The 13,511-nt window shown below is 74.2% G+C and carries 8 protein-coding genes; 4 read left to right on the top strand and 4 right to left on the bottom strand.

Annotation, left to right across the window (positions count from 1 at the left end):
• Positions 1-29: 29 nt before the first annotated feature.
• The gene (locus J7W19_RS06465) at positions 30-236 is read right to left on the bottom strand and encodes a hypothetical protein (RefSeq protein WP_004950333.1); all 207 of its coding nucleotides are present in this window, start codon (positions 234-236) and stop codon (positions 30-32) included.
• 466 nt (positions 237-702) lie between these two features.
• On the opposite strand from J7W19_RS06465, the gene J7W19_RS06460 reads away from it, so the two are divergent.
• Positions 703-2,568, top strand: a complete 1,866-nt coding sequence (locus tag J7W19_RS06460) for an IucA/IucC family C-terminal-domain containing protein (protein WP_004950330.1) — start codon at positions 703-705, stop codon at positions 2,566-2,568.
• Between the two features lie 110 nt (positions 2,569-2,678).
• Here the strand turns inward: J7W19_RS06460 and J7W19_RS06455 are convergent, their stop codons facing one another.
• Positions 2,679-3,569 carry a S41 family peptidase gene (locus tag J7W19_RS06455; RefSeq protein WP_004950327.1) on the bottom strand — a complete coding sequence of 297 codons (891 nt, stop codon included), beginning with the start codon at positions 3,567-3,569 and terminating at the stop codon, positions 2,679-2,681.
• 398 nt (positions 3,570-3,967) lie between these two features.
• Here J7W19_RS06455 and asnB point away from each other — a divergent pair, with 398 nt between their 5' ends.
• Positions 3,968-5,824, top strand: coding sequence for an asparagine synthase (glutamine-hydrolyzing) (gene asnB / locus J7W19_RS06450; RefSeq protein WP_004950326.1), 1,857 nt, complete (start codon positions 3,968-3,970; stop codon positions 5,822-5,824).
• 104 nt (positions 5,825-5,928) lie between these two features.
• On the top strand, positions 5,929-6,303 hold the full coding sequence (locus J7W19_RS06445) for a GntR family transcriptional regulator (RefSeq protein WP_004950321.1): 375 nt from the start codon (positions 5,929-5,931) through the stop codon (positions 6,301-6,303).
• Between the two features lie 66 nt (positions 6,304-6,369).
• Here J7W19_RS06445 and J7W19_RS06440 read toward each other — a convergent pair whose 3' ends face one another.
• On the bottom strand, positions 6,370-7,455 hold the full coding sequence (locus J7W19_RS06440; RefSeq protein ID WP_004950318.1) for a hypothetical protein: 1,086 nt from the start codon (positions 7,453-7,455) through the stop codon (positions 6,370-6,372).
• 208 nt (positions 7,456-7,663) lie between these two features.
• Here J7W19_RS06440 and J7W19_RS06435 point away from each other — a divergent pair, with 208 nt between their 5' ends.
• Complete coding sequence (locus tag J7W19_RS06435) at positions 7,664-9,031, top strand: glycoside hydrolase family protein (RefSeq protein WP_040891471.1); 1,368 nt, start codon at positions 7,664-7,666, stop codon at positions 9,029-9,031.
• Between the two features lie 291 nt (positions 9,032-9,322).
• Here the strand turns inward: J7W19_RS06435 and J7W19_RS06430 are convergent, their stop codons facing one another.
• The gene (locus tag J7W19_RS06430; RefSeq protein WP_233478234.1) at positions 9,323-13,459 is read right to left on the bottom strand and encodes a lipopolysaccharide biosynthesis protein; all 4,137 of its coding nucleotides are present in this window, start codon (positions 13,457-13,459) and stop codon (positions 9,323-9,325) included.
• Positions 13,460-13,511: the final 52 nt, after the last annotated feature.

Below are 13,511 nucleotides of genomic sequence, written 5' to 3'. Positions count from 1 at the left end.
ATCGTTCCTTAGCGTTCAATCCAACAGCATTACCGGCGGGACCCCGCGTCGTCGCGTTCCGCGAGGAACGTGTTGCGCCGGGCGAGGCGCTCGCGCCACTTCCGCTCCGTGAAGGCGTGTTCGGCGGCCCAGGTGGAGCCGAATGCCTCGGGCGCGTCGGCGAGTGCGGCCAGGCGGACGGAGCGGTAGAGCCGCCATTCGTCGGGGTGCAGGGGGCGGACGGTGGTCTGCGGCATGGGGACGACCGTTCCAGGGGTGGGGTGGTGAGGGCAAGCGACTTTCGCTTCGTCTCGCTTCGTCGGGATATATAGGGTGTAAGTGGGTATATCGCTCAACCTCGTTGACAGGATTAGGGTTGCCTAACCTAAGGTCGGTCTCGTGAGTGAGAACCGCCTCCGCCGCCTCCGCAGGCGCCCCGCGCCGCTGCACGCGATCGCCGTCGGCGTCGTGATCCCCGTCTAGCGGCATCCGGCGCCCGGCACCCGGCACTTCCGTAGAGCTTCCGAAACGACCCCGGCCCGCCGTGGGTCTCCTCGGCGTATCCGCGGCGTCCCCCGCGGCACCCGACCTCGCCCTCGGCCCGAAAGGCGTTCCCGTGCGGCTGACCGATCGTTTCCCCGTCTCCTTTCTCTTCCCCTTCCCTTTCCGTACTTCCGACCTGTCGGCCCGATTCACGGTGCGCCGCGCGTGGGAGGGGGGCGTATGAGCGGGCGGCTCCCGGGCGGCGGCCCGGAGGACGGGCTCGTCGTCCGCGTCCTCGACGCCCTGCTGCGCGAGGACGTCTGCCGACTGCGCGGTACGGCGCGGGCCGTGAGCCGGCCGGACGGGGAGCGGCTGGCGCTGACCGTCGCCGGGGAAACGATCCTGCTGCCGGTGGCGTACGACGGTCCGGGAGGCGTGGCGCGGGTCCGCGCGCCCCTGCTGGAGACCGCGGACGGCCCGGTCACCGGCCTGCACGCCGTACTGGCACGGCTGCGCCCCGCGACGGACCCCCGGGAGCGCGCCGGATTCGACGCCTTCGCCGCCGCGTGCACGGCCGAACTCGCCGCCCTGCGGCTCCGCGAGCGGACCCACGAGGAGGCCACCGAACGCTTGGCCGCCGCGTACGGGCGCAGCGCCACGGCGTGGACCGGGCCGCGCGGCGCCCTCGCGTACGACGTCCTCGCCGCCCGCCGGCCCGATCCCGAGCTTCCGGCGGGTCGTTCCGGATTCCCGGCCGGTCGTCCCGGGCCCCCGACGAGCCGTCCCGGATCCTCGGCGGGTCGTCCTGAACCCCCGGCGGATCGTCCCGACCCCCCGACGAGCCACCCCGACCCCCCGACGGCCCGCCCCGGATCCCCGATAAGCCGTCCCGAACCCCCTACGGGCCGTCCCGGTTCCGTCGAAGTGCTCGATCACGCACCCGAGTTCCACCCCTGCTTCGCTCTCCGCTGGGTGGCCCTGCCCGGCGCGGCCGTCCGTCGTGGGCCGGGGGAGGTGCCGGAGTGGTGGCCGGGTCCCGACGCCCTCGGGCTGCCCGAACTGGCCGCCACCCACACGATGCTGCCCGTCCACCCGCTGACCGCCGGCCCGCCGCTCGCCCGGGCGCTGCGCGCCGCCGGCCTGGACGACGTGGCGCGGCTCGCCGAGAAGCCCTGGGCGGACGTGGTGCCGACGCGGTCGGCGAGCGCCGCGGGGGCGGGTGTCGTCGCCCTCGTCGACGCGCCGGAGAACCGGCTCGAACTGCCGCTCCCCGACGGCATGCCGCCCACCCCCGCGGCGCTCGCCGACGGCGTGGTGACCCAACGGCTGCTGGAAGAAGTGCTGTTGTGCGAGCCGGGCTTCGTCGGATCCGTCCTCCCCGCCGACGCGGACACCTACCTGCATGCCGGGCACCCGCTGCTCACCACCCGCGTGCGCCGCGACCCGTACGAGCCCGCCGACGCCCACGTCGTACCCGTCGCCGCGCTGGCCGCCCGGGCGCCGGACGGCGAACCGGTCGCCGGCGCGCTCGCCCGGCGCTACTACGGGGGTTCGGCGCACGCCTTCGCCGACGCCTACCTGACGCTGCTCCTGGACTGGTGCGCCACCCTCTTCTCCTACGGCGTCGCGCTCGACACCCACCCCCGGGACCTCGCGCTGGTACTGGACGAACACAGTGGCCGCACCCGGCTGCGACTGGTCTACCGGGACCACGCCGGCCTCCGCGTGAACGGGGTGCGGCTCGCCTCCCGTCTCGGCGGGGAGGTCGCGGACCTCCTCGGTTTCGCCGACCGGGCGGTCCTCGCCGGGCACGACGGTCCCGTCGCCGACCTCCTCGCCGCGGGCGCCCTGCGGCGGTGCGCGGTGGAACCCCTGGCCGCGCTCACCGGAACGGACGGCGCGGACCGCGCGGACGGCCTCCGGCTGCTGCGCGACCGCCTCGACGACGCGCTGCACCGGATCCCGTCCGGTGCCGCGGCCGTCCTCCGCACCCGCCTGCTGGACGCGGGCCGGCTGCCGGTCCGCGCCGTTCTCACCCCGCTCCTGCGGCCGGGGGCGCCGCCGTACGTGAACGTGCCCAACTATCTGACGGCGCCGATGGGTTGAGGTCGCCGGCGGTGAGGGGATGTGCGCTGCGGTGCGCGGGTTCCCCGTCCCGTCATCGCGCCCGTACCCGTACCCGCCCCCGCTCCCTCCCGCAAAGCGCGAGACCCCGCTCAGCCGAGCCGCGTGCGCAGGTGCTCCAGCCCCGCCTTCAGTGCGTCCCCGGCCGGGACGGCCAGGTCGGGCTCGACGCCGACGCCTTCCCAGTTCGCACCGGTGACCGGGTTGATCGAGCGGGCGGCGGGAACGGTCACGGTGACGTGCGGAGCGACCGGGATGCGGTCCGTGGGGTGGGCGCCGCCGCGGGTGGTCTCGCCGATCAAGGTGGCGCGGCCCAGCGCCTTCAGGTTGTACGCCAGTTCCTCTCCGCCGGAGAAGGTGGTGTCGCTGGTCAGCACGGTGACCGGACGGTCGAGGTAGCGCGGTGCGGCGAGGTGCCCGAGGGTCCAGTACTGGCGGGTCGAGTCGGTGGCCCGTTCGTAGATGTCGTTCAGGTGTACCCGGTCGTCGGGGAAGAAGTAGCTGCACCACAACTGCACGCCTTCCGGGGCGCCGCCCCGGCACTGCCGCAGGTCGATGACCAACGCCGCGGTGGGAGCGAGCAGTTGCATGGCTGCGGCGATCGCGGGGCCGCCCACGTCGGCGGGGGCGATCATGCGCAGGTCGAGGTAGCCGATGTTGTCGTCGAGCTGCTCCACCCGCCGGACGCCGTAGTTGTTCCTCTTCGCATACCGCGCGAAGCGGGCGCGGGCGACGTCCTCCGGCTCCTCGTCCATCGACTGCGGCTCCTCGACCCACAGCAACCGCAAATGTTTGTCCGGGCAGACGCTCTGGAGGTCCTCCGTGACCCGGTCGCACAGCTCCCGCACGTCCAGATCCTCGTATGCGCCTTCGTCCAGCCGGCGCCGGATCGCCGCGTCGATGGCGGCCGTCTTTTCGGGGAACACGTAGCCGGTGGTGATCCGGGCCAGCGCGGCTTCGAGCAGGTCGTGGTGGGTCGTCATGCGCGCGATGGTAGGTCCGGGTCGAACAGATGCCCATCGGATTTCACGGCCCCCTCCAGGTGCTCAGCTCGTCGGCTCCTTCTCCGGTGATGCGACCGCTCGTACTGGACGCCGCGCGGCGGCCCGTTGGGGGCCGCTCGCCTCGACCGGGCCGCCCGCCTCGACCGGAGCGACTGCCTCGGCCGGATCGCACGCCTCAGCCGGATCGTTCGCCGCCGCGATTCCCCAAATTTTTCCGTACGCATGGTTGGTACATGCATCTATAAGGCGTAGCGTCACCCACGCGAACCGCCGCGGACCCTCGCGGAACGCGGCGGTCCGCGTCGGACGGGGGTCGAGCCATGCCCTGGAGCGCTCGAAAGCGCCCTGGGCGACTGCCGAAAGGGGACACCGCGACCATGTGCGGAATCGCCGGATGGATCGCTTACGACCAGGACCTCACCACCGCCGGGGCGCGCGCCGCGCTGGAGGCGATGACGCGGACGATGGAGTGCCGGGGCCCGGACGCCTCGGGGATCTGGCAGGACACCCACGCCGGGTTCGGCCACCGCAGGCTGGCCGTCATCGACATCGAGGGCGGCCGGCAGCCGATGCTCGTCGAACACGACGGCCGCACCCGGCTCGCCCTCACCTACAGCGGCGAGGTCTACAACTACCGCGAGCTGCGCGCCGAACTCGCCGGGCGCGGGCACACGTTCCGCACCAGCAGCGACACCGAGGTCGTCCTCCACGCCTACCTCGAATGGGGCGAGGCGTTCACCGAGCGGCTCAACGGCATGTTCGCGTTCGCCCTCTGGGACCCGCGGACGGAGGAACTGCTGCTCGTCCGCGACGGGATGGGCATCAAGCCGCTCTTCTACCACCCCACGCCCGACGGCGTCCTCTTCGGCTCCGAGCAGAAGGCCGTCCTCGCCCACCCCGCCGTCCGCGCGTCCGTCGGCGCGGAGGGGCTGGCGGAGGTGCTGGCCTTCGTCAAGACGCCGGGCCACGGCGTCTACGACGGGCTGCACGAGGTGCGGCCCGGGCACACCGTACGGGTCCGGCGGGACGGGACGACCGTCCGCCGCTACTGGGCGCTGGAGGCACGCGAGCACCCCGACGACATCCCCACCACCGTCGCGCGCGTCCGCGGCCTCCTCGACGACATCGTCGAACGCCAGCTGATCGCCGACGTCCCGCTGTGCACCCTGCTCTCCGGCGGACTCGACTCCTCCGCCGTCACCGCCCTCGCCGCCAAGGGCCTCGCGGCGGCGGGCCACGGGCCGGTCCGCTCCTTCTCCGTCGACTTCGTCGGCCAGACCGACCACTTCGTCCCCGACAACCTGCGCGGCACCCCCGACGGGCCGTACGCGCACGCCCTCGCCGCGCACGTCGGCTCCGACCACCGCGACATCGTCCTCGACACCGCCGCCCTGATGGACCGCGGCCACCGGCGGGCCGTGCTCACCGCCCGCGACCTGCCCACCGGCTTCGGCGACGGCGACACCTCGCTCTACCTCCTGTTCAAGGCGATACGCGAGCAGTCCACGGTCGCCCTCTCGGGGGAGTCCGCCGACGAGGTGTTCGGCGGCTACAAGTGGTTCCACGAGCCGGCGGCCGTGCACGCCGACACCTTCCCCTGGGTCGCGGCCGGCGTCGCCCACACCTTCGCCGGCGGCGACAGCGCCCTCGGCTCGCTCCTCGCCAAGGACGTCCTCGACGCCGTCGACCTGCCCGGATACGTCGACGCCCGGTACCGCGAGGCCCTCGACGAGGTGCCCCGGCTGCCCGGCGAGACCGGACTCGAACGCCGGATGCGCGAGGTCTGCTACCTCCACCTCACCCGGTTCGTCCAGATCCTCCTCGACCGCAAGGACCGGGCCAGCATGGCCACCGGGCTGGAGGTGCGGGTGCCGTTCTGCGACCACCGGCTGGTCGAGTACGTGTTCAACACCCCCTGGTCGATGAAGACGTTCGACGGGCGCGAGAAGTCGCTGCTGCGCGCCGCCGTCCGCGACGTCCTGCCCGACGTCGTCGCCGACCGCGTCAAGAGCCCGTACCCCGCCACGCAGGACCCGCGCTACGGCGCCGCCCTCCGCGCCGAACTCCGCGAACTGGCCGCCGACCGGGACGCCCCCGTCCGGCCGCTGCTCCGCGAGGACGCGCTCCGGGACGCCCTGTCGGAGGAGTCCGGCGACCACTACCGGGGAGCCGTCGAACTCGTCCTCGGGCTGGACGCGTGGCTGCGGACGGGCGGGATCGACCTGCGGGTGTAGGGGGCGGGGGTTCGGACGCCGGACGCGGGCGACGGACGCCGGACGCCGACGGCGGACGGCGCACAATGGGTGACGCACACCGCCCAGCCAGCCAGGAGACCCACGTGGCCTTGCACCTGACCGTCGATCCGGAAGCGCCCCAACCGCCCTACGAGCAGATCCGCGCCCACATCGCCGACCGGGCCCGCTCCGGCGCGCTGCCCGTCGGCCACCGGCTGCCCACGGTCCGCGGCCTCGCCGAGGAACTGGGCCTCGCCGCCAACACCGTCGCCAAGGCCTACCGGGCCCTGGAGGCGGACGGCGTGATCGAGACCCACGGCCGCAACGGCACCTTCGTCGCCGCCCCCGGCGACACCGCCGACCGCGAGGCCGCGACCGCCGCCCGCGCCTACGCCGAACGGGCCCACCGGCTCGGCCTGGGCCGGGAGGCGGCGCTGGCGGCGGCGGAGGAGGCGCTGCGGGCGGTGTACGGGGACTGACGGGCGGGGGCGCGGGGCCGGGGGGCTTCCCGCCCGGGAGGGGTTCCGGGCGGGAAGAGCGCCCGGCTAGGGGACGGACAGGTTCCAGGAGTAGTGCCTGTGGAACTTGCCCGGGCCGTAGACGATGTCCAGGTGTGACGGCCGCTCCGCCGCCGCGTACACCAGCTCCAGACGCGTCGACCGGCCCTCCGACACCACCTGCGGCGGCTCGTAGCCGAGCAACTTGACGCCGGGGTTCGCGTTCGCGTAGCTCCCGATGTCCGAACTGCTCAGCTCCACCGGAGCGCCGCTGTCGTTCGTCACGGTGACGGTCACGCGGTAGGCGTGGGCGGACGGTGCGTCGGGGCCCCGCTCGTTCGGGGAGAGGGTGGTGGGGCGGACGGGGCCGATGGAGACGCGGACCCCGTCGTCGTAGGTGATCACGCCCTCCCGGGCGGGGGACCCGTCGCGGGCCGCGCCCGAACTCTCGCGGGCGGCGACTCCCTGGTCGGCCCGGTAGCGGACGCAGCCGCCGTCGGCGGACAGGATGGGCTTGCCCGTGAACCAGTCGGGGCCCATGAAGAGGGTGATGCCGTGGTCGGCGACGGTGGTGATGCCGGGCCGGCGCGCGGGCTTCCGCCGGCCGGCGTCCGGGGACGCGGACTCCTCCGGCGTGTCCCGGACCTTCCAGCCGTGCTCCCGCCACGCCGCGCGGACCTTGTCCAGGTCGGCCAGGTAGTCGGCCTCGCGGGCGTACTCCAGGTTCCAGATGTAGTGGGGCTGGTCCCGGGTCACTCCGTCGCCGTCGAACCCCAGGTCGTCGACGCACGAGGTGCTGCCCTCCGCGTGCATCCGGTCGGGGCCGCCGGCACCCGGGCGGAGCCGGCCGATGACCGCCTTCCCGGCCGCCCGGGTCCTGATGTCCTGTGTGCGGTAGTCCGCGGCGGGGCGCACGGGGCCGCCTCCGAGGCCCTCGAAGAAGCCGATCACCGCGGTGAACCCCCAGCAGATCAGGGCGACCGCGGCCAGGGCGGCGAGCCACCGCCACGTCGCCGCGAGGCGGTCGGCCTTGCCGGCCGGGGTCTCCGCGGCCGGGGGCTCCGCGGTCTGGTCGAACGCGGCCGGGCCGTCCGTGGGCGGTTCTGTGATCGGTTCTTTGGCCGATGCGTCCATTGAGGCGCTGTTCGACTCTTGGGGCGGGTGTTTCTCCACGCGATGATTCCACGCCACCTGCCCCACCCGCCGGCAGAGGTGGGTTACTCAACCGGGACTGAGTACGGGTACCCAGGCCACGGGTGGGCCGCCGTCCTCCGCCCGCTCACCGTCACCGTTCCGGCGGAAGCCCCCGGACCGGGCCCTCCGGCCGATACCCTTGCCGGTGATGGGACGTCATGCCGGGGGACCGGCTTCCGGGGGACCGGCGTTGCCGAAACGGGGGCGGTGGCGGCCGGCCGCCCTGCTCGCGGTCGTGGCCTGCGCCCTGGCCCTGCTGCTCGCCGCGATCCTCGCCGACTGGCACTCCCGCGACGGCACGCCGCACGACGAGCGGGCCGAGGTCGGGTGGGGCTTCACCCACACCCAGTACAGCGCCGACCGCGGCGAGGACACCGCCCGCCGTACCGCCGCCAGGCTGCTCACGGCCGAGTCGCTGCCGCAGAACCAGCACATCATGGGCTGGGGCGCGGACAACCCCGAGCCGCGGCCCGGGAGTTACAACTTCGCCGACCTCGACCGCCGTGTCGCGCTGATGCGCCGCTCGGGCGGGTCGCCCGTGCTCACCCTCTGCTGCGCCCCCGACTGGATGAAGGGCGGCGGGGCGCGGACCGACTGGTCCCAGAAGTCCCTGGAGAAGGCCCCGGACCGCGGCCACTACCGGGACTTCGCCCGGCTGGCCGGAGTCGTCGCCAAGCGCTACCCGGACGTCCACCACTTCATCGTCTGGAACGAACTCAAGGGCTTCTACGACGAATCCCGTAAGCGCTGGGACTACGAGGGGTACACCGAGCTCTACAACCTCGTCTACGAGGAGATCAGAAAACAGCGGGACGACGTCCTCATCGGCGGCCCGTACGTCGTCATGGACAGCAACCCGCCCGACACGGCCTCCAACATCTCGTCCCTGCAAGGGCCGTGGGGCATCGTCGACCAGCGCGCCGTCGACGCCCTGGAGTACTGGAACCGCCACAAGGCGGGCGCCGACTTCGTCGTCGTCGACGGCTCCAGCTACACCCGGGACGGCAACCGGCTGCTGCCCGACGAGTTCCGCGCCACCCGCAAGTTCGCCGACGTCACCGCCTGGCTGCGGAAGACCACCGGCCTGCCCGTCTGGTGGGCCGAGTGGTACGTCGAACCCCCCGACGCCCAGGACAACCGGGCCGGGTGGACCGAGGAACACCGCGTCGCCGTCCAGGCCGCCGCCATGATGAACATGGCCGAATCCGGCGTCTCCGCCGCCTTCTACTGGAACCCCGAGACCGAGAACGGCACCTGCCCCGGCTGCCTCTGGAGCAGCACCGCCGTCCCCGGCGGCGGCACCCGCCTGCCCATGATGGACCTCCTCTCCCGCTTCGCCCGGGAGTTCCCCCCGGGGAAGGAGGTCCGTCGGCCGGACGTGAAGGGCGACGGCGCCCAGGCGCTCGCGTCGCGGGACGCGACGGTGGTCGTCAACACGCGGGACACGGACGTCCAGGTGCGGGTGGACGGGCGGGCGGTGGAGCTGAAGGGGTACGAGGTGCGGTGGCTGGGGTGAGGGACGTCGCCACCGGCCCGCCCTTTCTCCGTTTCCGCGGGGGCTGCGCCCCCGGCCCCCGCGCTCCCAGGACGTCGCCCGATCAGACGGCGGGCCCCGGCAGATGACCGAGGCGCCGGGTCATCCGCTCGCGGAGCAGGAGGTACTGCCCCGTGTCAGGTCTACTCGATCCCACTGGGCAACCTGTTCCACCCGAAGCGGCCGTCGGTCACCTCGGTGGCGTCTCCCGGTGGGCGCGGGGCGAGATTCCCCGCCTGCTGGCGGAGGGCTGAGGCCGGGACCCGGGCGTGCTCACGACATCGTCGCCAGTCGCTGTACCAGGACCGCCACCAGTACCGCCAGCAGTGGCATCGCGAACCAGAAGGACCCCTGCATCCAGCGCACCTGCCGGACTCCCGGCCGCATCCCCACCCGGGTGAGTTCCCGGGCCGTCAGCAGGAGCAGCAGGGCGAGGGCCATGAAGCCGCCGATGAGGGAGACGGGGGTCCAGGTGATGTGGGGACCGGTGGGGCCGGGGCGAGGGGGGTCCGGGGTGCCGGGGGGCTTGTCGCGGAGTTCGTAGAGGGCCGCGTCGGTGTTGGTCAGGACGCGGCGGAGTTCCGGGCGGCCGTCCAGGGCCCGGCGCATGCGGTGGTCCCAGTCCGCGGTGTAGCCGGCGCTCAGCTCCAGGTAGGTGGACTGGCCGTGGTCGAGGACCAGGTACGCGTTCGGGCCCGCCGCCCGGAGGGCCGTGACCAGGTCCGGCGCGCCGCCGGACGGGTCGCGGGGCGCGAGCGTCGGCTCGTACAGGACGCGTTCCATGTCACGGGTGCCCCAGGGCATGGCAGGGGTCACGTTGTTGACCGTGTCGCTGCTCATCCACAGCAGCCGGACCGTCGGGCGGTCGTGCGCGTAGACGTAGTCCATGGCCGCGACCTCGCCCGGCCGGACGCGCTCGAAGTCCTCGTTGCCCCAGCGGGCCACCAGGAAGCCGAACAGCAGGACCAGGCCGGCCGTCAGCGCGCACAAGGGCGCGGCGAGGGGGCGGGGTGTGCGGCCCGCCGCCGGGAAGAGGGCCAGGGCGCCCAGGACGCAGGCGCCCGGCACCGCGAACAGGAAGACCCGCAGGGCCACTTCGCCGCCGTACGACTGCATGCCGAACGCCAGGAACGGTACGCACGTCAGGACCAGCAGGGCCGTGTCGCCCACCCCGGCGCGGCGGCGGCGCCACCAGCCGAGGGCGGCGAGCGCGAAGACCCCTCCGGCGAGCGCCACCCGGGTGTACAGCACCAGCTTGTGCACCGGGTTGCCGCCCTCGATGCGGCCGGAGACGGACGACGAGACGTTGCCGCCCAACGAGCCCAGCCCGCCGAACAGTTCGTCGAAGTGCCCCGACCAGTACGGCTCCGCGAGGAAGCCCACCCACACCGCCAGCATCACCCCGCAGAGGAGCGGCAGGCCGCGCAGGGTGCAGCGGCGCACCAGGACCAGAGCCGTCAGCACGCCCAGCATGACGAACGGCGTGAGCTGGTGACTGGCGACCGACGCCGCGAACAGGGCGATCAGTACGCCCAGCAGGAGGGTCCGGGTCCGGCGGTCCGTCTCCTCCACCCGGCGCTCGCCGGGCAGCCGCCTGCCCGGGAGCTCGCCCGGCCAGCGGAACCAGACGAGCAGCACGGCCACGAAGAGGAGGTAGAAGACGTAGTTGAGGGACTGCGGGGAGAAGTAGTCCTGCCCGACCCAGCCGCAGAGCGCGAACAGCCACAGCGCCGTCCACTTGGCCCGCCAGTGCGCCCGCACGGCCCGCAGGAGCAGCGCCAGCGGGGCGAGGGTGAGCAACTGGACGGCGAGCGGCCACCAGCGCAGTACCTCGGTGAGGTCGTCCACGCCGCACGCCCGCGCGGCGAACGCGGCGAGCGCGAAGAAGCCCGGCCAGCTCCAGCGCGCGTCCAGGTCGGGCGCGGCGGTGCCCGTTCTGTCGATGTAGTCGAGGAAGCCGAGGTGCTGCCAGGCCGTCGCGAAGCGGGGGCGGTCCTCGAGGACCGCCGGTACGGCGTGCAGGGACACGACCGTCGCCAGCAGGACGGCCGTGAGCAACCAGGTGCGCGGCCGGGCCGGGACCAGCGCGGCGGCGAAGGAGACGACCAGCAGTGCCGCCCCCACCAGCGTCGTCACCGGCAGCACCGAGACCAGGCCGAGGCCGCCCATCCCTTCGAGGTTCACCTCGCCGAGGGCGCGCAGGGGGAGCCAGTAGAGGGCGAGCGCGGCGGCCGGCAGGAGCCGGATCCAGACTTCGGGCCACCGCCGACCTGCCCACCGGTCGGCCCACCGCGTAGCCCGGCCGGTGGGCGCCTCCTCCGCCACCGATTCGGCCGGCTGGGCGTCCACCGTCCGCGCGGCGCGCCACGGCGTGCCCGAGAGCGTCACGGTGGCCTCCGGCGCGTCCGGCCCGGACGGGCCGCGCGGCGCGGGCGCGGCGGCCTGGCCGGCGGCTTCGGCGGGACGGGCCTCCGCCTCCGCCTCCGCCTCCGCCGCCGCGTCCCCCGCGGCGTCTCCGGCCGGGCCCGGCGGGGCGGCGGGTGCCGCGGGGCGGCCGCCGGGGCCCGTACCCGCGTCCCCGTCCGCCCGGACGCGTCCGCGCGCTCTGACGGTCTGGTCCCCGCTCTCCGCCGCGCTCGTCCGCTCCTTGCGGAGGCGTACGCCCCCGCGCGCGGGTGCGGGTGCGGGCCGGTGGTCGTCGGTGTCGTTCGGTGTGTCCATGCCTTCCTGGCCCCCGTGCCCGTCTGCCGCCGTCCGGTCATGCGTCTCCGCCGGGTGTCCGCCACCGGCCCGAGGCGCGGCGCCCGGTGTCGCGGGGGGCGTACCGTCCCCTCGGGCCGCGAAGGTGCCCTGGGGCGGAGCCGTCTCGCCGACTGTGGACGCGCCTTGGGCCGGAGACGTCCCCCCGGCCGCAGAAACCCCCCGCGCCGGAGCTGCCCCCCGGCCCGCCGCCGCCCCCCGGCCCGCCCCCTCCGTACGTAAGGCGAGCGGCTCCGGGGAGAGGCGGACGTCCGGGCGGCGTTCCAGGTGGTCGAAGTCCAGGCGGACGCCCAAGGGGAGGGTGTCCGCGTCCAGGGCGGCGCGCAGGGCCCAGCGGGTGCCGTAGCCGGGCTCCGCGGTCCGGGCGCGGTGGCGGCGGGACGCGAGGTCGGCCAGGTCGCCGTCGGGGGCGGCCTCGGCGGCGCGTTCCGCCGGTACCGCGCGCCGCCGGGAGGGAGCCCGGAGCACGCCCCACAGCTTCGCCGCCGCCACCGAGGCGATCACCGTGAGGCTGGAGATCTCCGCCACCCCGGCCCCCGTCAGCCCCATGCGGGGGAGGAGCAGAAGCGTCAATCCCAGTACCAGCACACACAACAGCCCCTGGAGCCACGCCAGTCCCGCCGTCCGGCTCTGAGCCCGGAGCACGGCGAAGTACGTCTCCATGACCACCCGCAGCACCGCGCCCACCGCGAACCAGCGCAGCAGCGGCGTCGCCTCCGTGTAGGCGGGGCCGAAGACGCCCAGGATCCAGGGCGCCAGGACGAACAGCAGCCCGCACACCGGCAGCATGATCTTGGCCATCCGGCGCAGCGCGGCCCGGCAGTTCTCCGCCAGCCGCTCCGGGTCGTGCGAGCCCTCGACGGTCAGCGAGGCGCCCATGTTGATGGCGAGCAGGTTGACCGTCCCTCCTATGGTGGACGCGATGTAGAAGTACGCGTTCTGGGCGGAGCTGATCTGCGAGGCGACGAGCACCGGCACCAGGTAGACGACGGCCAGCGAGAACAGCGACCCGGTGTAGTCCCCGGCCAGGAACCGGCCGATCTCGCGGGCGGACGCCGGCCGCGCGGACGCCTCGGTCGCCCGGACGTGCTCGGGGACCAGCCGGCGGAACACCAGCCAGCCCAGCGGCAGCACCGAGACGGCGATCGACACCACCCAGGAGGCGAACACCCCGGTCCCCGGCAGTGCCGCCGCCAGGGCGATCAGCAGGGCGAGCTTGGCGGCGGAGAACGCGGTGTTCCCCACCGGCACCCACACCGCCTGGCGCAGCCCGGTCAGCACGCCGTCCTGGAGGGTGAGCAGCGACCAGGCGACGACGGCGGCGACGAACACCAGGCCGTGCGTCGGCCCGCGCAGCGCCTCGTAGGACGGGCCCCAGAGGTCGAGGGTGAGCAGGAAGACGCCCGCGGCGACGGCGACGACCAGGGAACTCGCCGTGTACGTACGGACCACCAGCCGGCCCGTCGTCCGGCCCGCGAGCGGTATGAAGCGGGCCAGCGCGCCGGTCAGGGTGACCGCGGTGAGGCCGGCGAGCAGCTTCATGGCGGCGATGGCGGCCGAGCCGCGGCCGACCGCGTCCTCGCTGTAGTAGCGGGCGGCGACCAGCCAGAAGCCGACGCCGAGCACGGCGCTGATGCCGGTGTTGAGCATCAGGGCGAACGCGTTGCGGAACAGCGGGCTCCCGCCGCGCCCGCCCCGGCCA

It is taken from the genome of Streptomyces mobaraensis NBRC 13819 = DSM 40847, from assembly GCF_017916255.1.
In the GTDB taxonomy this organism is placed as follows: domain Bacteria; phylum Actinomycetota; class Actinomycetes; order Streptomycetales; family Streptomycetaceae; genus Streptomyces; species Streptomyces mobaraensis.
Note: the sequence above shows the minus strand (reverse complement) of the source record. Positions and strands in the feature narration are given on the sequence as shown.